Origin of the sequence: Salinispora pacifica CNR114 (genome assembly GCF_000514775.1) — a bacterium.
In the GTDB taxonomy this organism is placed as follows: Bacteria; Actinomycetota; Actinomycetes; order Mycobacteriales; family Micromonosporaceae; genus Micromonospora; species Micromonospora pacifica.
The window spans coordinates 191,390-210,727 of the sequence record NZ_AZWO01000007.1 but is presented as its reverse complement, the minus strand read 5'-3'; the positions used below and the strand labels follow the sequence as shown (position 1 = coordinate 210,727).

Annotated in this window: 16 protein-coding genes and 2 pseudogenes; 9 read left to right on the top strand and 9 right to left on the bottom strand. The window is 67.9% G+C overall.

The window, feature by feature from the left end; all coding sequences use genetic code 11:
- Positions 1–5 precede the first annotated feature (5 nt).
- Positions 6–1,607 (bottom strand): MFS transporter, encoded by a 1,602-nt coding sequence (locus B118_RS0106605; RefSeq protein ID WP_018812567.1) that lies wholly within the window; start codon positions 1,605–1,607, stop codon positions 6–8.
- A 272-nt stretch (positions 1,608–1,879) separates the two neighbouring features.
- Between B118_RS0106605 and B118_RS0106600 the strand changes: the two genes are divergently transcribed.
- Positions 1,880–2,539, top strand: coding sequence for a class I SAM-dependent methyltransferase (locus B118_RS0106600; RefSeq protein ID WP_018222344.1), 660 nt, complete (start codon positions 1,880–1,882; stop codon positions 2,537–2,539).
- An 86-nt stretch (positions 2,540–2,625) separates the two neighbouring features.
- On the opposite strand, the gene B118_RS0106595 is transcribed toward B118_RS0106600, so the two are convergent.
- From B118_RS0106595 to B118_RS0106575, 5 genes are all read right to left on the bottom strand, one after another.
- Entirely contained in the window at positions 2,626–4,203 is a 1,578-nt protein-coding gene (locus B118_RS0106595) for a S8 family serine peptidase (RefSeq protein ID WP_018812568.1), read from the bottom strand.
- A gap of 99 nt (positions 4,204–4,302) precedes the next feature.
- Positions 4,303–5,301 (bottom strand): alpha/beta hydrolase, encoded by a 999-nt coding sequence (locus B118_RS0106590; RefSeq protein ID WP_018812569.1) that lies wholly within the window; start codon positions 5,299–5,301, stop codon positions 4,303–4,305.
- Positions 5,302–5,364: 63 nt separating this feature from the next.
- Positions 5,365–6,384: an LGFP repeat-containing protein gene (locus B118_RS0106585; protein WP_028192539.1), complete on the bottom strand. Its 1,020-nt coding sequence runs from the start codon at positions 6,382–6,384 to the stop codon at positions 5,365–5,367.
- A gap of 139 nt (positions 6,385–6,523) precedes the next feature.
- Entirely contained in the window at positions 6,524–7,603 is a 1,080-nt protein-coding gene (locus tag B118_RS0106580) for an alpha/beta hydrolase (protein WP_028192538.1), read from the bottom strand.
- Between the two features lie 230 nt (positions 7,604–7,833).
- The gene (locus B118_RS0106575) at positions 7,834–8,949 is read right to left on the bottom strand and encodes a DUF4185 domain-containing protein (protein WP_026185649.1); all 1,116 of its coding nucleotides are present in this window, start codon (positions 8,947–8,949) and stop codon (positions 7,834–7,836) included.
- A gap of 183 nt (positions 8,950–9,132) precedes the next feature.
- Between B118_RS0106575 and B118_RS0106570 the strand changes: the two genes are divergently transcribed.
- From B118_RS0106570 to B118_RS0106550, 5 genes are all read left to right on the top strand, one after another.
- Complete coding sequence (locus tag B118_RS0106570; RefSeq protein WP_026270466.1) at positions 9,133–10,656, top strand: peptidoglycan DD-metalloendopeptidase family protein; 1,524 nt, start codon at positions 9,133–9,135, stop codon at positions 10,654–10,656.
- A 298-nt stretch (positions 10,657–10,954) separates the two neighbouring features.
- On the top strand, positions 10,955–11,839 hold the full coding sequence (locus tag B118_RS0106565; protein ID WP_026270467.1) for a fructosamine kinase family protein: 885 nt from the start codon (positions 10,955–10,957) through the stop codon (positions 11,837–11,839).
- A 131-nt stretch (positions 11,840–11,970) separates the two neighbouring features.
- Entirely contained in the window at positions 11,971–12,510 is a 540-nt protein-coding gene (locus B118_RS0106560; RefSeq protein WP_028192537.1) for a hypothetical protein, read from the top strand.
- 377 nt (positions 12,511–12,887) lie between these two features.
- Positions 12,888–13,643, top strand: coding sequence for a VOC family protein (locus B118_RS0106555; RefSeq protein ID WP_018810291.1), 756 nt, complete (start codon positions 12,888–12,890; stop codon positions 13,641–13,643).
- 132 nt (positions 13,644–13,775) lie between these two features.
- The gene (locus B118_RS0106550) at positions 13,776–14,159 is read left to right on the top strand and encodes a VOC family protein (protein WP_018222335.1); all 384 of its coding nucleotides are present in this window, start codon (positions 13,776–13,778) and stop codon (positions 14,157–14,159) included.
- A 254-nt stretch (positions 14,160–14,413) separates the two neighbouring features.
- On the opposite strand, the gene rsgA is transcribed toward B118_RS0106550, so the two are convergent.
- Together rsgA and B118_RS0106540 are read right to left on the bottom strand one after the other, a co-directional pair.
- Positions 14,414–15,406, bottom strand: a complete 993-nt coding sequence (gene rsgA / locus B118_RS0106545; protein ID WP_018810292.1) for a ribosome small subunit-dependent GTPase A — start codon at positions 15,404–15,406, stop codon at positions 14,414–14,416.
- A 245-nt stretch (positions 15,407–15,651) separates the two neighbouring features.
- A complete protein-coding gene (locus tag B118_RS0106540) occupies positions 15,652–16,917 on the bottom strand; it encodes a CobW family GTP-binding protein (RefSeq protein WP_026270468.1) in 1,266 nt (421 codons plus the stop codon).
- 140 nt (positions 16,918–17,057) lie between these two features.
- On the opposite strand from B118_RS0106540, the pseudogene B118_RS33595 reads away from it, so the two are divergent.
- A pseudogene (locus B118_RS33595) lies at positions 17,058–17,141 on the top strand (50S ribosomal protein L28); the annotation flags it as partial.
- A 111-nt stretch (positions 17,142–17,252) separates the two neighbouring features.
- On the opposite strand, the pseudogene B118_RS33590 reads toward B118_RS33595, so the two are convergent.
- Positions 17,253–17,448: pseudogene (locus B118_RS33590) on the bottom strand (GNAT family N-acetyltransferase); the annotation flags it as partial.
- A gap of 183 nt (positions 17,449–17,631) precedes the next feature.
- Here B118_RS33590 and B118_RS0106535 point away from each other — a divergent pair.
- Together B118_RS0106535 and B118_RS0106530 are read left to right on the top strand one after the other, a co-directional pair.
- Complete coding sequence (locus B118_RS0106535) at positions 17,632–18,471, top strand: SAM-dependent methyltransferase (protein WP_026270469.1); 840 nt, start codon at positions 17,632–17,634, stop codon at positions 18,469–18,471.
- Between the two features lie 186 nt (positions 18,472–18,657).
- A complete protein-coding gene (locus B118_RS0106530) occupies positions 18,658–19,152 on the top strand; it encodes a hypothetical protein (protein WP_018810295.1) in 495 nt (164 codons plus the stop codon).
- Positions 19,153–19,338: the final 186 nt, after the last annotated feature.

The window sequence follows — 19,338 nt, the reverse complement described above, 5'->3', positions numbered from 1 at the left end:
TGGAGTCATGTGGTCGGAGGTGTGGTTGCCGCCTCTGACGTAGGCTTTTGTCCGCTACCGGAGCGTTGGGCCGCCTCCTGCTTTTCGCCCCCGTCTCGATGCGGCCGACGTAGCAGGATGCCGACGGCGATCGCCAGGGAGATCAACACCGCGCTACTGATCACCGATGTCACCGCCATCCCGGTGGTGAACGCCTCCCGAGCAGCGGCGAGCAGGGCATCGCCGAGCCCGCCGGGCAACTCGGCCGCCACACTGACCGCCCCACCCAGCGTCTCCGTCGCGACCTCCATCGACTCGGGCGGGGTCGTCACGGGCGCCGACCCGGTCAGGTCCTGGCGGTAGATGACACCGCCGATGCTCCCCAGCACCGCGATGCCCAGGGCGAGGCCGAGTTCGCTTCCGGTCTCGGAGATGGCCGACGCCGACCCGGCGCGTTCCTCGGGAGCCGCCCCGACGACCAGGTCCGTGCTCAGGGTCATCGCACCGGAGATGCCGAGGGATGCGGTTACCATGCCGACCACCAGCAAGGTGAACCCTACGGTCGAGCCGATTCCGGCCAGAGTGCCGAACCCCACCGCACCGAGCGCCAGGCCAGCCGCCAGCACTGCCGCACGCGGCAGGCGGCGGACGGCGAGCGGCGCCAGCATCGCCCCGGTGACGCCCACCAGCGTCCACGGCAGGGACCAGAGTCCGGCTCGTAGCGGGGACATACCGAGGACGAGTTGGAGGTACTGGCCCGCGAAGAACTGCACGCCCGCCATCGCGAATACTGCCAGGGTCTGCACGGCGACGGCCACCCCGAACGTACGGCGGGTGAACAGAGCCAGGTCGAGCAAAGGATCCCGCAGAGTCCGCTGCCGGCGAACGAAGATCCAGCCGAGACCGGCCCCCAGGGCCATGCACGCCCACGGCAGTAGACCGCTGGACCCCTCGGCGAACTGCTTGAACCCGAACACCACGGCCAGCATGGTGACCAGCGAGACAAGGGCGCTGAGCAGATCCGGGCGGCCGGCTCCGGGATCCGCCACCTCCGGAAGCAGCATCGGACCGATGACCAGCAGTAGCACCATCACCGGCACGCCGAGCAGGAACACCGACCCCCACCAGTAGGACTCAAGGAGAATCCCACCGACCAGCGGCCCGATCGCGGTCCCGGTGACAAAGCTGGTCATCCAGACACCGACCGCCACTCCGCGCTGCGCCGGGTTCTGAAACATGCTGCGGATCAACGACAGGGTTGAGGGCATCAGCGTGGCCCCGGCGACACCGAGTAGCGCCCGGGTGAGGATCAGCATCTCCGGGGTGGTGGAGAACGACGCCAGCAACGACGCGATGCCGAACCCGAACGCGCCGATCAACAAAAGTCGACGTCGGCCGATTCGGTCGCCAAGCGACCCCATCGTGATCAGGAATCCGGCGATGAGGAAACCGTAGACGTCAGTGATCCAGAGCAGCTCCGAACTGCTCGGCTTGAGCGCTTCACTGAGCGCCGGCACCGCCAGGTGCAGCACCGTGAGGTCCATCGCCACCAACAGCGTCGGCAGAGCCAGGGCAGCCAGACCCCACCACTCTCGCCGCCCCGCCCGCTGCGACTCCTGAGCCGTCATGACCCACCTTCCATTGATGTAACAGGGATTTGTCATCGATGTAGGACTCCGTCGATCACCACCACCGAACCTAGAAGTTAAAGAAGCCTTCAAGTCAAGGTGGCTGACCGGGCAAGGGCGGCCGCTGGTGCGCCGGTACGGCCGCGGGCATGCTCAGCACCGTGCGCGGTGCCGAGCGACAGCCGCGAACCGGCGCGCTGGTGGCCTTCGCGGGGTGGGGTCCTGGAGTAGGTTCGGTGCCTTGACGGTCGATGGCGGGGAGGGCCAGCGGGATGGACACCGGTACCGAGGAGCTACGGGACGCACATGACGTGTTGTCGGAGTGGTATGCGAAGAACCTGGTCGGGGTCCTGGAGAGCATGCCGGTCGAGCGGGCGATGCTCGACCTGTTCGCCGAGCTGACCTTGTCCCTGGGTACGGAGGTCGCGGACGTCGGTTGCGGTACCGGACGACTTCTTCCGTACCTCGCGGGTCGGGGCCTGTCGCCGTCTGGGGTGGACCTGTCGCCGGGAATGGTGGCGGTGGCGCGGCGGGAGCATCCGGGTTTCAGGTACGAGGTCGCCGATCTACGGGAACTACCGTTCGCCGACGCGTCGCTGGCCGGGGCGGTGTGCTGGTATTCGTTGATCTTCCTGGCACCGGACTCCCGGGCGAAGGCCTTCGCCGAGCTCGCCCGGGTCGTACGGTCGGGCGGCTACCTGGTGGCGGCGTTCAAGTGCGGCGACGGGACCGGGCATCGTAACGCTCCCGGTAGCCCCGTCGAGCGCCTCGGGGTCGACTTCGATCGGTACTGGCTCTCGGCCCGGGAGATGGAGGAGCGCTTCACCACCGCCGGATTCACCCTGGTGTTCCAGGGCATCGCCCCGCCCGAAGAGGCAGAGCCCGCATACGGGTACCTGCTGGTTCGCAGGAGCAGTTCCACGAACACGTAGGGCGCGGAGCCCAGGCCTCCGAACACCGCCTCCCCGCGAGGCCCCTTCCGGGTGGCGCGGAAGGGGCCTCGGCTGTGGGATCGGGCTCAGAGGTTCAACGTCCAGGTGTTGATGTAGCCGATGTCGTTGATCCAGGCGTCACGTACCCGCAGTAGCCAGGTGCCGTCCCCGGCCTCGTCGGACAGGTCGACCGCGTAGGTCTCGTTGATGTGGTCAACCCGGTCGAAGAAGTCCCAGTTCTTCAGCCGGTAGGCGGAGCCATCCGGAGCGACCAGGTCGATCTCCACGTCGCCGCGGAAGGTGTGCCGGATGTTCACCGCGACGGTCGAGGTGGCCGAGGCGGCCCGGCCACAGTCCGAGAGGGCGATCGAGCTGCTGACCATCCCCAGGTCTGGAATCGCGACGTCGGTGTCGTTGGTGCCGGTACAGCCCGACGGTGGAGGCGGGGACGGGGTGCCGTCGTCGACAAAGAGCAGCCGGTTCGGCGATCCGCTGCCCGGGTTGCCGACGACGCCGCTGGTCGCGTTCGCCACCAGGGTGTCCCGGACCTGCTGCGGGGTGTACGCGGGATTCTCGGCGAGCAGCAGCGCGGCGGCGCCGGCCACGTGTGGCGCGGCCATCGACGTACCGCTGGTCGTGGCGGTCGAGGTGTCGCTGCTGGCCCAGGCCGAGGTGATCGACGAGCCCGGCGCGAAGATGTCCAGACAGCTGCCGTGGTTCGAGAGGATGTAACGGGTGTCGGTGCTGTTGGTCCAGCCGACGGTGATCGCTGCCGGGGTCCGGGCCGGGGAGACGAGGCAGGCGTCGATGCCGTAGTTGCCCGCCGACACCGTGTACGTCACGCCGGAGTCGATCGAGTTGGTGACCGCGCCCTCGATGGCGCTGCTCGACAGCGGGAAGGTGAGACTCATGTTCGCCACGGCCGGCTGGACCGCGTTCGCGGTGATCCAGTCGACGCCGGCGACCACGCTCGCGACCGTGCCATAGCCGGCACAGTCGAGCGCCTTGACCGCGACCAGTTTGGTCGCCTTTGCCACGCCGTGCACGGTGCCGCCGACCGTGCCGGCGACATGCGTGCCGTGACCGTTGCAGTCGGTGTCGTTGTCGTCCACCGTGTTGGTGCCCCAGGTTGCCCGCCCACCGAAGTCGGTGTGCGTCGTACGGACACCAGTGTCGAGGATGTACGCCGTCACATCACCAGCCGTGTTCGGGTACGTGTACGAGCCGTCCTGCGGCCGGTACCGCTGGTCGATGCGGTCCAGACCCCAGGACGGTGGGTCCGGTTGGATGCCCGCGATCGACACGGTGTGGTTCTGTTCGACGTACGCCACCGCCGGGTCGGCGGCGACCCGGGCCGCCGCCGCGGAGCTGAGCCGCAGCTCACCACCCCGCACGGCCGTGGTGTACGTACGCGCCACCGTGCCACCGTGCCGGCTGCGTAGTCGGGTCAGCGACGACCCGACGGCTGACCGGCTGACCTCGCTGTCCTTGAAGACCACGAGGTAGCTTCCCGGTATGGCCGTGGCCCCACCGGCGTTGCGGACCGTACCGGCCGGCTCGGCGGCCTGAGCTTGGGCTTGGGCTTGGGCCGCGGTCGGGGTCGCGGTCGCGACCATGGCCAGGGCGACGACACCGACCAGGACGGATCTGCGGTGCTTACCCATCTCCTACCTCCCGGTGGACGGCCGGCGGCCGTCCACCCGTTCGTAGCGGTTAGCTCGTTCGCTGGTTCGACGTGGTGGACGCGGGGGTTCTCGTCCGGGTCAGCCGGCTCGGCGGAGACGGCCCAACATGCCGTCAAGATCACGCCTGAAAAACTCGTGCCGGAAGATGTGTCCGCCTCGCTCTTCGAGTCCCTCGTGGGGAATACCGGCCTGACTGAGAGCGGCGCGGAACTCGCGTTGTCCAGCGAGCACCTGGGTCTCGTTGATGACATCCCACCAGTCGACCGGCTCTGGTGAGGTGCCGGCAACCAGAAAGACACGTTTGTGGTGGAAGCTCGGAACGCGTTCCATGGGGTTGTCCGCGGTGACCCGAGCCTGGTCGAAGAACGGCGCGCCATAGATGGTGCCGCCACCCAGTTCCACCGCGGCGGAACTGAGGTTGGCCCAGTGCGCGACGAGGTGACCGTCGCGACGCAGGCTGGCGGGCCCGGAGTGGGAACTCACCGAGCAGAAGTGTCCGAAATACTTGGCGGCGTACTTCAGCGCGCCGAAGCCGCCCATCGAGAAGCCGGCCACCGCGCGTCCGTCGTACTCGGCGAAGGTGCGGAAGTTCGCATCGATCCACGGCACCAGCTGGTGAATATGAAAGTTTTCCCAGTTTCGCGGGCCCACGAAGGTGCTGACCGGGTTGCAGTACCAGCCAGCGGCGCCACCGTCGGGCATGACCACAATGATCTCCCGGCCGGCGGTCAGATTCATGATGTTCTCGTGCATGTGGAAGTGACGGAAGTCCTGCTGGCCACCGTGCAGCAGGTACAGCACGGGGTAGCGTTTGCCACTGGTGTGGTAGCCGTCGGGCAGCAGGACATTGACGGCAGGGTCCCATTCGATCTCGTTGGTGGCGAAGCGGAAGTACTGCAGCCGTCCGGTGTGGTTGTTGGGCGGGCTGACGATGCGGAGGCCGAACCCGTCACCGACGGCGTGCGCCGGATTCGGTATGAGGGCGGGGCCGCCGAACGCCCCGACGGCGGCTGCGGCTGCCGTGCCGGTGAGGAGGCGGCGGCGGCTCAGCGGGGTCGGCTGCGATTGCGGGGTCATGGTTGCTCCCTGCGGTAGGTGACTTACCTCTGGATTGGAGGACTGTGAGCTGGTGATGCCTGCTCAGGTAGGGGTGATCCAGGTGCCCTGGTCGGGGTGCCAGTGGATGGTGGCTTCTTGGAAGCGCTGGTACTTACCGTCACCTTCGTCGAGCTCATCGGTGCGGGGGTAGCCCAAAACGGCTTCGCTACCGGCGTCGTGGAAGGCGTCGTAGATGGCGCCGTGAACGGTGTGGGTTCCGGTCTCTGGTGACCAGAGAAACAGGCCGTGCTCGAAGAACTGGAAACGTCCGCGAGTGCCGTCGGGCGCTTGGGCGGCGTCCGCCTCGTCCATGGTGGGGAAGCCCCAGCGTCGCTCGGCATCGGTGGCCCAGAAGGCGGTGAGGATGTCGCCGTAGATCGCATGGGCGATGTCCGGTCGCCACAGGATGATTCCGTTTTGGAACTGCTGGAACCGCCCACCCAGCGAGGCGTCCTCTTCGGCACGGATCGGCCAACCGAGCGGGCCGCCCGGCCCGCCCATGCTGTGATACTTCACCCCGATCGTGCCGTACGGCTGGAACGCCTCCTCCCGCAGCGCTCGGGCGATCTCCTCCGCCTCGTCGTACCGCGACGGGAACGCGGAACGCTGCACGGCCTGAGCGAGTTGACCGGCGGTGCTGCCCTCCATCCCAGGCTCCATCTGCTGGGCCACCTCGAAGAACTTGTTCGCCGCGTAGTCGACGTCGAGACACTGGGCGGGCTGGCACCAGCCCTGGGAGGGGCGCTGCTGGAACACCCCGAGCGAGTCCCGGTCCCCGCAGTTCAGGTTGTTCATCCGGGACTCGACCCAGCCCGCCTCGAAGCCCGCCAGCATGACCTTGTCCGACACACCTCGGCGTTGGCCCACCTCATAGACCTTGCGGGTGACCACGATGTCCCGCTCTGGGGGGATGAAACAGAATGCCGAGACCGGGTCCGGCTCCGAGCTCTCAGGCCTCTGGGCCTGGGCCGGGCTGCTCAGGGCGATGACGGCGGTCAGGGTCGTCACCGCCAGCAACACCATCGTTGCCGGTCTCGTCGGAGATGAGCCGGTGCCGCGCATGGGAACCTCCTCTGCTCGGGCAAGTCGAACGGACCGCATCACTGCGGGTGGGGCTGGGTGCCACGACGGCAACGGCCGACGTTTTGGTCGCACCGGCCGACGTTCTGGCCGCAATGGCCGACGTTTCGGCTGGCCAGTGTCAGCTGGCCGAGTCGAACGACGCCTCGAGCCGCGGAAGGTAGTCGGCGATCGCCGGGGCCCAGCAGCCATAGTTGTGACCGCCGTTGCACGTGGGGGCCAAGGTGGAGCCGTCTTCGTAGTTGACGGTGTGGTGGGGGATACCGAGGTCGTTGAGGCGGTCCCCGACCGTCGCGGTGGCGATGGCGGTGAAATAGTCCACGGCGTCCTGGTCGCCGGTGTAGAGCGCGATGGTGGTGTCAGCCAACTTGGCGAGGTTGGCCGGTGCGGCCGGGTCGACCTCGTTCCAGATCCGGTCGGCGTTGAAGATGGGGTATGGCGAGCCGAAAATAGCGTCGCTGTCGACGTACGGGCCGTAGTCGGGGCATGGGCCGGTCGGAATAGAGCTGCATGGCAGGCCGGGAAGGTTTAGTTCCGTGGCCAGGACGACCGCGCGGATCTCCGCCATGCCGAAGTCGATCCCGCCGGACAACGAGGCGACGTGACCGAACAGGTCGGGGCGGGCCTGCGCGTAGTGCAGCGATCCGAAGCCGCCCATCGACAGACCGATGACGGCCCGGTGGTTCCGGTCGGTGCGGGTACGCAGGTTGGCGTCGATGAAGGGCACGACCTGTTCGGTGTGGAAGGTCTCCCAGTTGGCCGCGCCGAGGGCGGTGTCCTGCATGACCCAGTCGGCGTACCAACCCTTGAGCCCGCCGTTCGGAGCCACCGTGATCATCGAGTTTGAACGCAGGGCCGGGACGGCCGCCACGTCGTGCGGGCCGCCGGCCCCACCGTGCAGGAAGTACGCGACCGGCCAGCGCTTGTCGGGTTCGGTGGCGTAGTCGGCGGGAAGGAACACGCGGATCTGGTGTTGGCCGGACAACTGCGCGGTGGTCACGGTGAGAGTGAGGTCGGTGCTGGAGTGGGCCTCGGCGTCGACGACGGTCAGACCGTGGCCGTCGGTAAAGCTCGGAATCTGGACAGGTTGGGCCTGCGCCGCCGATCCGACGACAGCGACCGCCGCCACCACCGCGGCCACGGTGGCGGCGGCGGGAAGCCGCAGGAACGACCGGGTCCGGTCGGAGAACCGGGTTCTCATCGGGTGTGGTCCCTTCCTCGAGACGGTCACCGGCCTCGGTTGCTGGCAGTCGGCCACCAGCAACGCCGAGCGGTCGGTGGACGCGTCGATTCCTCGTTCGGGCACCCCTGATGGTGGTATTCGGGCAGGTGCGGAGGACAGGCCACAACACCGGCCATCCGTGACCGGCTATCCGTGACCGGGCCGGCACCCGCGACAACACCCGCCCTCGCCGACGAACCCGGTGCGGTTCAGACCGTGCCGACGAACTGGCTGACGTGGTAGGCGGTGGTCCTGCGGTCGGGTGTCCTGGTCCAGGTCGAGACCAGTAGGTGCAGGCCGTTGACGTGCCGGCTGGACCACGGGTGGATGAACCCGCCGTAGAGCCCGGGCTCCTGCCACGGGAAGATCTGCACCTTCTCCGCCGTCCAGGCCTGGTCCGGACCGGCAGCCGTACGGGTGACGATGCAACCGGTGACGCAGTTGAGGTACGACATCACCCAGGTGCCGTCGGCGAGCCGCCGGACCGATGGCTCCCCGAACGAGCCGGTCAGGATCGGCGTGCAGGGCCTGCCCCAGCCCCAGTCGCTGCCGTTCCAACCCCACCCCTCGTATGACTCGGGGTAGAAGAGCTGGTCCCAGAAGACCCGACGAAGCATCATCGGGCCGTCCTGGCGCCCCGGGCGCACGGAGAAGACGTACACCCAGTCGCCGTCGCGCTGCATCGTCCACATCTGGTACGGGTCGGTGTTCGTGCCGTCGTTCCACCACTTCAGCGGGGTACGGACGAACTCGTTGCCGTTGTCGCTGAAGGCCAGTCCGGCGTAGCGCGATCGCCAGTGGGGTCCGGGTTGCCCGGGTTCCTTCCAGTACTCGATGCTCATGTACGAGATCACCTGCCGGCCGGTCTCCGGGAAGCTGATGCCGTCGTTGGGGATGACGGTCACCTCCCAGAGGCCGTCGATGCCAATTCCCCGGTGGCCGTTGTGCATCAGCTCTGGGGCCCGTCCGTCGCCGGCGACTCCAGCCGCGCTGTCGAAGATCACACCATCGGGAGCACCCGGGTGGGCGTTGGAGCGCAGCATCACCGGCGAGCGCCAGTCGTTCGACAGCGGCGGGCCCTCCGGCCACGGGGTGTTGAAGGTGTCTCCGAAGAGGTATCCGATGGAACCGTTCTCCAACACGTAGGGGATGCCGAGGTCAGTCCCGGCGACCTGCCACCGGTGGTTGGTGTCCAGGTCGGCGCCAGTGAGGCGTTTCTTCCAGGAGGCGGCCCGGGCCGAGTCGGGGGCGAGCAGCCCACCGGCCGCGACAGCGGTGCCGACCAGGGCGACCCGACCAAGCAGGGTGCGACGATTGATAGTCATCATGGTATGGAAAACGGCAGCCACGACAGTGGTCAAGCGGGCATCGGGTGACCCAGAATCCTCCCGGTTACACAACAGCGAAATACTCACATCACTATTGACAGGCGTCATGACAGGTCGTCAAAATCACGACGCCGAAGCGCAACACCAGCATCACCGGTAGTCCGGCAGGAGCGTCGCATCATGACCAGAACTGCACCTCGGGCAGGACTCGCCGCGATTCTCGCGGTATGCCTGGTGGCCGCGGGCCTTGCCGTGAACGCGTCGCCCGCACAGGCCGCCCCCGTCTTCAAGGCCCCGTTTCCATGTGGTCAGCAGTGGACCTACAGCCACCACAGCAGTGAGGTCCGCCAGGCACTGGATTTCATCCGCGCCGACGGTGGCGCCACCGACGGCGCCCCCGTGCTCGCCTCCGCCGCCGGCACCGCCTACCGGCACTCGCAGTCGGGTGGCGCCGGCAACTACATCGTCATCGATCACGGTGGCGGGTGGCAGACCTACTACTTTCATCTCTCCGCGTTCTCGGTGGCAGATGGGACGGGCGTCACCCAGGGGCAGCAGATCGGGCTGACCGGCAACACCGGCAACTCCTTCGGCGCGCACATCCACTACGAGCAGCTCCACAACGGGGTGGGGCAGACCATCGCCATCAACGGCGGTTCACTGGCCCCGTATCCCGGCTCATACCACCAGCGCTACCTCACCAGCGACAACTGCGGTCGTCCCACCGAACCGGTCGCGGGGCGGGCGTTCGGGTTCGGGGGCGGTCAGCACCATGTGGCCGTCGGATCGACCGGGACTCTGCAGCACCTGTCCTGGTCGCCGGAGTCGGGGGTGGTGCAGGCGGACTGGGGCGGCGGATCGTTGACCGGAAAGGCGGTGGGGTACGCGCACGCCAACCAGCAGCACGTGTTCGCCCGGGGAAGCGACAACACGTTGCGACACTGGTGGTTCGCGCCGGGAATGGACGCCCCGGGAATGGATAGCTGGGACACGGAGGGACGGGTCCGTTCGAATCCCACCGGGTTCGCGTACGGCAATCAGCAGCATGTCTTCTACCGGAACCCGGACGGGCAGTTGGAGCATCGGTTCTACGACCTCGACACGGGTCAGGTCACGGGTGGGGTGTGGCCCGGTGGATCCTTCGTCGGGAACCCGTACGCGTTCGTGCACCGCGACCAGCAGCACATCTTCGGCCGCACCGCCTCCGGCGGACTGATCCACTGGTACTGGTGGCCGGGGATCAGCCCCAGTACCGACGACTGGGGTGTCACCTCGGGTGTGGCCTCAGACCCGACGGGGTTCTCCTACGGCGGAAACCAGCACCACGTGTTTTTCCGCAACAGTGACGGCGACCTCGCCCACCGGTTCTTCGACGATCCGTCGGGCACCTTCGGGGGCGATGTCTGGCCGGGCGGAGCCTTCGTCGGCAGCCCGCACGCCTTCGTGCACCGCGACCAGCAGCACATCTTCGGCCGCACCGCGTCGGGAGACCTGGTGCACTGGTACTGGTGGCCCGGAATCGACCCCGGCGTGGACAACTGGGGTGCGCGTGGAGTCGTGACCGGTGACCCGGCCGGCCTGTCCGCTCCCGGACAGCACCACGTGTTCTACCGGCTCGGCAACGGCACCCTCGAACATCGCTTCGTGAACGACGCCACCGGCCAGCTCGTCACCGACAACTGGGGCGGATCACTCGCCCCGTAGCCCGCCAGAAGGCGCCAAGACAAGCCCGACGCCGCTCCTGGAACGCCTGAACAAGGAGATCCGCGGACGCACCGACGCCCACCGACGCTCACGGCCGGGTATCCGGAGCCACCCCACTTGGCGGAGTCGGCGAGGACGAGGATCGTATCGACGTCAGGGGCCTGGTCGGCGTACCGCACGGCCGTCTGGGATAGTACCGACCCACGCGCTGTGACGCCGTCCGCTTGCCCTACCACCGACCGACAGCGAGCAGGCTGGATGCTGCATTCTGCGGGTAGGTGTGCGGGAGGAGTTGACCGTGAGTTCAGACGAGGTGAGTGCGGCCGACCCGCGTACCGGGACGGTCGCATCGATACTGGACGGTGCCACCGGCTGGGAACCCCTCGCCGGCGGGCTCGCCCACCACGTGCAGCGAGTCCGGCTCGCCGATGGCCGGCCAGCCGTGGTCAAGCAGACCCCGGCGTCCTCGCAGATCCCGCCCGGCATGTTCGCCCTGGAAGCCGCGGGGCTGCGCGCCCTCCGCGATCTCGGTGGCGTCCAGACCCCCGAGGTCTACGAGGTGACCGAGCACCACCTCGTCCTCGCCGCACTGGCTCCCCGCACCGACACCGACCGATACTGGGAAGAAGCCGGCCGTGCGATCGCCCGGCTGCACTCCGTCCAGGGCAGCGCCTTCGGCTGGCCCGAGGACGGCTGGCTCGGCCTACTCCCCCAGCACAACCAGCAGACCAGCGACGGCCATGAGTTCTTCGCCACCCACCGGCTACTGCGCTACGCGACCGAGCCGAAGGTCCAACAGGTCCTGGACCAGACCGACCTGACCCGGCTGGAACGCATCTGCGAACGGCTACCCGAACTGCTCCCACCCGCTCCCGCCGTGCTCACCCACGGCGACCTCTGGCGCAACAACCTCATCGCCACCGACCAGGGCACTCCCGTGCTCATCGACCCCGCGGTGCACTGGAACTGGGCCGAGGCCGACCTCAGCATGATCTACAGCGTCGACCGCCCGCCCGAGCCCTTCTTCGCCGCCTACGAGGAAGCCGCCGCTCCCCAACCGGGCTGGCGCGACCGCATGGACCTGCTCAACCTCCGCGAACAGCTGAGCGTCCTCGCCCACTTCGGCTCCGACCTCCCGGACTGGATCCGCGACACCAAAACCGTGCTGCGCAAATACAGCTGAGCGGTGGGCTGCGGCCGGCACCGGGCGCCGCGGCGGAAGCCAGAAGAAGCTAGCCGGCCCCCGGTCCGACACCGGAGGCTGGAGGAGTGCCGCGAACTGCCGTAGCTTGTCCTCATCGGGCAGGAGGCGCCATGTTTGCCGAGCACGTGCGGGACTTTGCAGCAACTGCCGTGATCTTCGGCTTCTTCGCTTCGAGCTGGTTCGGCTGGGCGCAGGAGGCGCCTCCGGGTAGGTGGCGCGGGCTCCTCACCGCCGGCTCGGTGACCGGCCTCCTCACCGCGATCGCCGGTGCTCTGCTGACCTGGCGGCTCTGGCACAACGACACCGCCTTCGACGAGGCCACCAGCCGCGCGTTCGGGGTCGTGGTCGCCATCGAGTTCGGGGCCGCCACTCTCGGGGCGGTCCTGCTCGCGCTCCGCGGCCGACGGGACCTGATCTCGATGTGGGTCGCCTTCGTCGTCGGTGTCCACCTCTTCCCGGTCGCCACACTGATCGGCTATCCGATGATCCACCTGGTCGCCGCTCTCATCACGGTCGTCTCGGTCGCCGCGATCCCGGTCGCCCGGGCCCGGGAGCTGTCGGTGAGCGCAGTCGTCGGTGCACCGACCGGGCTGGTCCTGCTCGCCGCCGCTCTCTTCTCCGCGGTCTCCGCGGCCATCCTCGGTTTCTGAATCCCAGCACCGCTGGACGGGCCCAATCTCGCTTGCCGCGGTCATGCGATTGTCCGCTACGTTGCCCAGGTGACTGTCGAGGTCCCCTACCGCCCGCTCCCCCCTCAACCAGTCGAACGTCCGGTACGCCCACGGCCCGGACTCGAGCGCGCAGCAGGGTGTACCCGCCGGCGAAACCATCGAGTTCGACTGGCGTGAAAGCCACGCCTGCCCTGGAACATCTCGCAGGTTCTGACAGCCCATGAGCGATGTTTTCCTTTGCCGGACGGCAACGGGGTTGTCCGCTGACTGCACCACGAGTGTTGCGGTCCCCCGCGCAGGCGCGATTCTCGTAGAGTGCCCGATGGAGAACCGAATCCAGGGAACGGGGAGATCCCATGAGTGACGTGGATGGCGCGTACGCCTCCGGCACGCCGTGCTGGTTCGACATGACGGTGCCCAGCCGGGACACCGCAATGGACTTCTACGGACCGGTGCTGGGCTGGACCTTCAAGGGCGACTTCTACACGATGTGCGAGGTTCGCGGAAAGCCGGTGGCGGCGATCGCCGAACCGCATCCGGGCGAGCCGGCGCCCGTCCAGTCGAACTGGACGATCTACCTCGCGACGGCGGACTGCGCGGCGGCGCTGCGACGGGTCACCGATGCCGGCGGCAAGGTGGTGAAGCCGCGGCAGGACGCCATGGTCGGCTGGCTGGCGATCGCCCAGGACACCACCGGTGGCGTATTCGCCCTGTGGCAGGGCCGTGAGCTGAGCGGGTCGCAGGTGGTTGACGAGGACGGAGCGCCCTGTTGGAGCGAGGTGACCAGCGCCGACCTGCCCGCCACCGTCGAGTTCTACCGGCGGGTCTTCGGCTACGACACCGAGCCCATCGAGGACGTGCCATACGTAACGCTCAACTCCGGTGGTCGCCCGGTTGCGGGAGTCTTCGCCGGCGCGGAGCAGCGCCCACACGAAGGGCACGCGGCATGGCTGGCGTATTTTCAGGTCCCCGACGCGGAGCGAGCCGCGGAGCAGGCGGTGTCGCACGGTGGTCGGGTGGTGACGGCTCCGCAGGATTCGCCGTACGGCCGTAACGTCGTCCTGGCCGATCCGTTCGGCGCCACCTTCGTGGCCATCGAACGCCGCGGGTAGCGACCGGGCCCGCAAAGAACTGGTCCGCTCGGCCGATAGGTCCTGACGGATCCCCGTTAGGATGCGACTACAGACTTCGTCGTCCTTCAATCAGCACGGTAGGGACTTGAACGCGAAAGGAACGGACACCTGGTGAGTCAACCCAAGGTAGGCACGATCGCGGGCTTCGACCTGACCGTCCAGAACGCGGACGGCATACGCGACTTCTACGCGGACGTGGCCGGCTGGAAGCCGGAGCCGCTCAGTATGGGCGACTACGACGACTACATGATGCTCGCACAGGACGGTAACCCGGTCGCTGGCATCTGCCATGCCAGGAACGGCAACGCCGACCTGCCGCCGCAGTGGATCACCTATATCGCGGTCAGCGACCTTTCCGCGAGCTTGGCGCGGGTGACCGAGAAGGGTGGCGAGGTGGTGCGGCAGCCCAACGGCACCGGTCCGGGCGGATTCGCGCTGATCAAGGACCCCGCCGGCGCGGTCGTCGCACTGATGCAGAACCCCCACCCAAGCTGAGCCACCCGGCCTCAGCTACCGGCCACCCCGCCAGAGGGCGCGCATCAGCCCACCGCCGGTTGGATTCAGGGGCGCACCGGCTGCCGCATGTTCGCCGGTGGGCGGGCCGAGCAGGACGCAACGGGTTAGCCGGACGGTCCACCGGTTCGTCGGTGGACCGTCCGGCGCGACCCAGCACCTGGGCCTACAGCCTCGGTGTCGGGATGATCAAGGATCCCCACGATCAACCCGAGAACTGCTCGACCAGGGCGCGGTTAACGCCGCTTCGCCCGCTGGGCGTCTTTGATGACCCGGGCTAGTCTCCGACCTGCGCGGCGCTGGGCCGCCGGATCCGCGCGGAGTTCTGCCCACGCGGCCTCCCGGCACAGCTGATTCCAGGCCCGCAGTCGTTGCTCGCTCAGCCTCCCGTCGGCGACGGCCGCGAGCACCTCGCAGCCGGGCTCGTTGGCATGACCGCAGTCGCCGAATCGACAGCCGAGCGCCAACTCCGCAAGGTCGTCGAATCCCGCGTCAACGGTGGCGACGTCGGCATGAACGCCGACCTCACGCATGCCCGGGGTGTCAATCAGGCAGCAACCGCCCTCCAGCGGGAAGAGCTGCCGGGCAGTGGTGGTGTGCCGGCCCTTCGCGTCCGAGCTGCGGACCTTTCCGGTGGCGCCCAGTTCCCGGCCGGCAAGGGCGTTGAGGAGGGTCGATTTTCCGGCCCCGGACTCGCCGACGAGCACCAGCGTGCGCTCCGCACACCGGCCGAGAAGGTCGGATATCCCGGTGGCTGTCGCCGCCGCGACAGAGATGATGTCGACACCGGGATGCTGCTGGAGCAGGCCGTCTTCGATGGCTGCGGTGGAGCTCACGAGGTCGGCCTTGGCGAGGATCACCAGGGGTACCGCTCCGGCGTCCCAGGCGAGCGAGGTGAAACGTTGCAGTCGGCCGTGGACTACCGGCCGGTCCAAGCCGCAGACGATGCCCACCACGTCCACGTTTGCGGCGATGAGCTGGCTCCCTCCGGTGGAGGGGTCGCGACGGCGGAGTAGCGAAGCCCGTGGCAGCAGGTCGAGGACGCGATCGTCATCGACGACGACCCAGTCACCGACCGCGAGCGCGGGTGCCGAGGACCGTACGGGGAAGTGGCGGGTGCCGCCCTCGGTGCTGATCAGGACGGCCGCACCGTCATGGCGGACGACGCGCCCCGGACGACCAGCACCGTGTGCGGCAAGCGCCGCCTGCCATCGGTGCGACCAGCCCAAGGCGGTGAGAGACGAGGATGATTCTGGGGTCGCCGATGGACCCCGGTGGGGAGAAGACAACTGAGGAACCCTCTGCGTGAAGGAGTGAGATCCGATCGGGTGAACCGACCGTCACCTGATGTCGCTCAGGCGCACGAAGCGTGGCGGTCTTCAGCAGTCACATGCATGAAAACGCCACCTCCTCCTTCAGCTCCCGCAGCCTCGCGGTGAGGCCCCGGACATTCTACGCCATCTGGTCCCCCTCGTCACGGCCGAAGGACGTCGGCGACGGGGAAGCACCCGGCCAACGGGTCGTCGTAGTGCCGCCAGGTGTCGCTGCCGTCGGCGAGTTCGTCATCGGTGAGCAGGCAACTGGTGAGGGTGTGGCACAGCGAGACGGGGTCGAGACCCAGGCCGACGAAGACCAGGTGTTGGTGGCGGTCGCCGTAGTAGGGGTCCCAGTCGAGTGCGGCGGCGAGCCGGCGGTGGTCGGACACGTCGTCCCAGCAGGAGTCGGGAAGAGCGACCAGCCAGTGGCCGAGGGAGCCGAGGCGGAGTCCACCCCCGGCGAAGTCCCAGGCGATCACCGTGTCGGGTTGACTGGCGAGCCAGAGGTGCCCGCGAGAGCGTACGACCTGGTCGTTGAGGTCCTCAAAAGCGTCGTGGATACGCCGCGGGTGGAACGGTCGACGGGCCCGAAAGACGACCGAGACGATGCCGCAGTCCGGGTGCGGCTCGTGCACCCCGAGGACGTACCCCTCTAGGCCCCGGGTGAGGATGCCGGGGGTCTCGGGCCGGTGCCGGAGGGTGCCGCGCAGCTGGCGGGTCAGCGCGGCGGCGTCGAGCTGATCACCGTTGACGGGGACCTGCGTCGCCCACGGCGCCATCCGCTCGAGCAGCACCGACAGGCGGCTGGTGCCGTAGGCGCCGGCTCGGGACCGACCCCAGAGGACGAGCGTGTCGGCGTACTCGATCTGTCGGACGATGACGTCGGCCAACGCCCGGTCGTCGTAGTCCGCCGCCGCGATGCCGAGGTGCTTCAGGTCGTCGGTGCTGACGAGCCCGTCGAGCAGATGTTCGGCATCGACGACGGTGACATAGGAATCGATCCGGATCAGGTCGGTGATCGGAGCGCCGTCAACGGGGCAGTGCGCGCAGGCGGCGGCGACCGCCTCGGGCTCGACCACCTCGGGCAGCATCAGCAGCAGATCCTGGTTGGGCTGCGCCCGGGCCAACCGGGCGAGGGCGGGCAGCACATCTTCCCGCAGCGTGCAGGGGACACATCCGTGTGCGAGCGTGATCCGCTCGTCCTCGAGTACGCCCGTGCTGTCGCGCACGACCCGTCGCACGGTACCGACGCTCAGGTCGGCGAGGTCGTGCTGGACCAACAGCAGGGTCGGATCCGCCACCAGCAGCGCGCGGGCGACGGCGTACGTCGCGGACGGCCAGAAGCCGCTGAGCACGGTCAGGGACGGCCGGGTGCCGGCCACCGCAGCGCCGGGGTCGGTGGGCGCGAGTGGAGACGTTGCCATCACAGTCCTCTCAACTCTTAATGAAAACGATTGTCAGTATAGGCCCACCGGATGCGCCGGGTGGCAGGGGTGCCAACATCCAGCCCACGGAGACCGATAGCATGAAACTTGTTCTCGTTAGCACCCCCAGGGGATCGCGCTTGTCCCGACGCGGCGCTGCCGCCGGCGCGAAGCCCAGCTTCGGCGACACCGGGTCGCACTCACACCGACGCACCCGACACCGATGAGTCCCCGACGACCCGACCGCCTGGTGCCGCACGAGAGCGACCTGACGGGTGCACCCTCCTCAGGAAGCGCGCCCGCTCCTCAGGAAAGGCTGCGGACACCTACCGTCACGGAATATTCAAGAAGGCCATAGCGAAGCCGACCAGCTTATCGCCGTCATAGATCAACCTTGGCCGGGCATAATCGGGCCAGACGTACGCCTCCGCGAGCCTCCGCCACGGACTCGACGAAGTGCTCCTGATCGGGCCGCACCGAGAGCGCACGAGCCGCCTCGAGGTTCTCTGGAGTGATCCGCTCCAACCGCATGCGGCGGAACCTGGCGGCCCGGAGGCAGAACCGGCGATCGGTTTCCCGGCAGCAGTGCGGCCTCACCCGGGCGCGAGAGGCGCACCCTGAATTCGCCGACCACAAAGGACAAAACAGTCCGTTCCGTTGCCCCTGCTACGGTGTGGGAGAAGTCACCCGTCGCGAGTCGAGAAGAGTTTGCCAGTGACCAACACCCCTTCGGGAACCATGCCATCGGCCACCAGACCGAACGGGTCACTCTCCTCGAAGATCGACACTACGATCGCGCACCCGGCCCGGATCTGGAACTACTGGCTTGGCGGCAAGGACAACTTCGAGGTGGATCGCGAGGTCGGCGACCACACGATCGCGGCCTACCCACAGATCATCGAACTGGCCCGCAATCAGCGATCCTTCCTGGTACGCGCGGTCACTCATCTGGCCAGGGAGACCGGCATCCGGCAGTTCCTGGACATCGGCACCGGCCTGCCGACAGCGAACAACACCCACGAGGTCGCCCAGTCGATCGCACCCGAGTCGCGCATCGTCTACGCCGACAACGACCCGCTGGTCCTGGTGCACGCGCGGGCGCTACTGACCAGCCACCCCAAAGGCGCCACCGACTACATCGACGCCGACCTGCGGGACCCAGATAAGATCCTCGCTGCCGCGGCCGAGACACTCGACTTCACCAAGCCGATCGCCATCACCATGCTCGGCATTGTGATCTTCCTGGCCGATGACGACGAGGCCTACGGAGTAGTCGACCGCCTGGTTGAGGCGCTTCCGTCGGGGAGTTACCTGGCGATGACACATACCACCAACGCCATCCACGGGGCCGCGACCGACGAGGCGGTCCGGATCTGGAACGAGGGCGGCTCAGATCCGATGGTGGTACGTAGTCTCGACGGCATCGACCGATTCTTCCGTGGCCTTGAGCTGATCGAGCCGGGCATCGTCTCACTGACCCGGTGGCGACCCGACGCCGACACCGCCACCGGGCCCGAGGTTGACGAGTTCTGCGGGGTGGGCCGCAAGCCGTGACCGGCAGGTAGGACACCACCGACGGCTGCCTCCGGCTCCCGGCGGCATGGCCGGCCGCACCGGCGGTTTGGCTCGTGGCGAGAGGGTCGTGGGCGTCATAGGTAACGGTCATGTGTCGACACCTGTCGTGCCGGGCTTTGGCGGTGTCACACTGCTCTGGATTGGTCACGGGGAGGGTGAGAAGCATTGGCTGCGGAGCACCAGGGCCGGCAGGAACTGCCGCCCCTCGACACCCTCGCCGACCGTCTGGAGTATCTATTCGAGACCATCCGTCCCACACCGGAGGAGCTTGGAAAGCCCGAGGAGTCCGGGCGGAAGTACACAAACAAGGAGATAGCCGACAAGATCAACGGACACCAGGCGGAGACGGGGGTGTCGATCAGCGCCGCCTACATCGGAGAGCTACGCCGGGGGGTGGCGCAAGATCCGCGCACCTCGCATGTTCGCGCCCTGGCTCGCGCCTTCGGCATCCACTCCGGATATTTTGTGGATGACGACGCGGCGCAACGGGTTCAGGAACAGATCCGACTCCTCAGCGAGCTGCGACGGATGGGCGTCAAGCAGGTGGCGCTGCGGCAGGTTCTCGCTGACACCGGCTTGTCCTCGGCTGACTCTCAGCTGGTGGAACAGATGGTCGCCCGCCTGCAGGCCCTCGGTGGTAGCCACCAGAATGGCCACTGACCGCCGTGCTGGCCCTGCTGTGGAGGCGTGCGGACCACCTTGGGAAGTCTCACGTGACACTGCGCCAACTACGGAAGCGCTGCAAACGGATGCTCTCCGAGTCAGCGCTGCCAGCGGCGTTCGATATGCCGAGTCTGTGCCGGTTCTTGGGAGAGCGCCGGGGACGACCTATCCACCTGGCCCCGA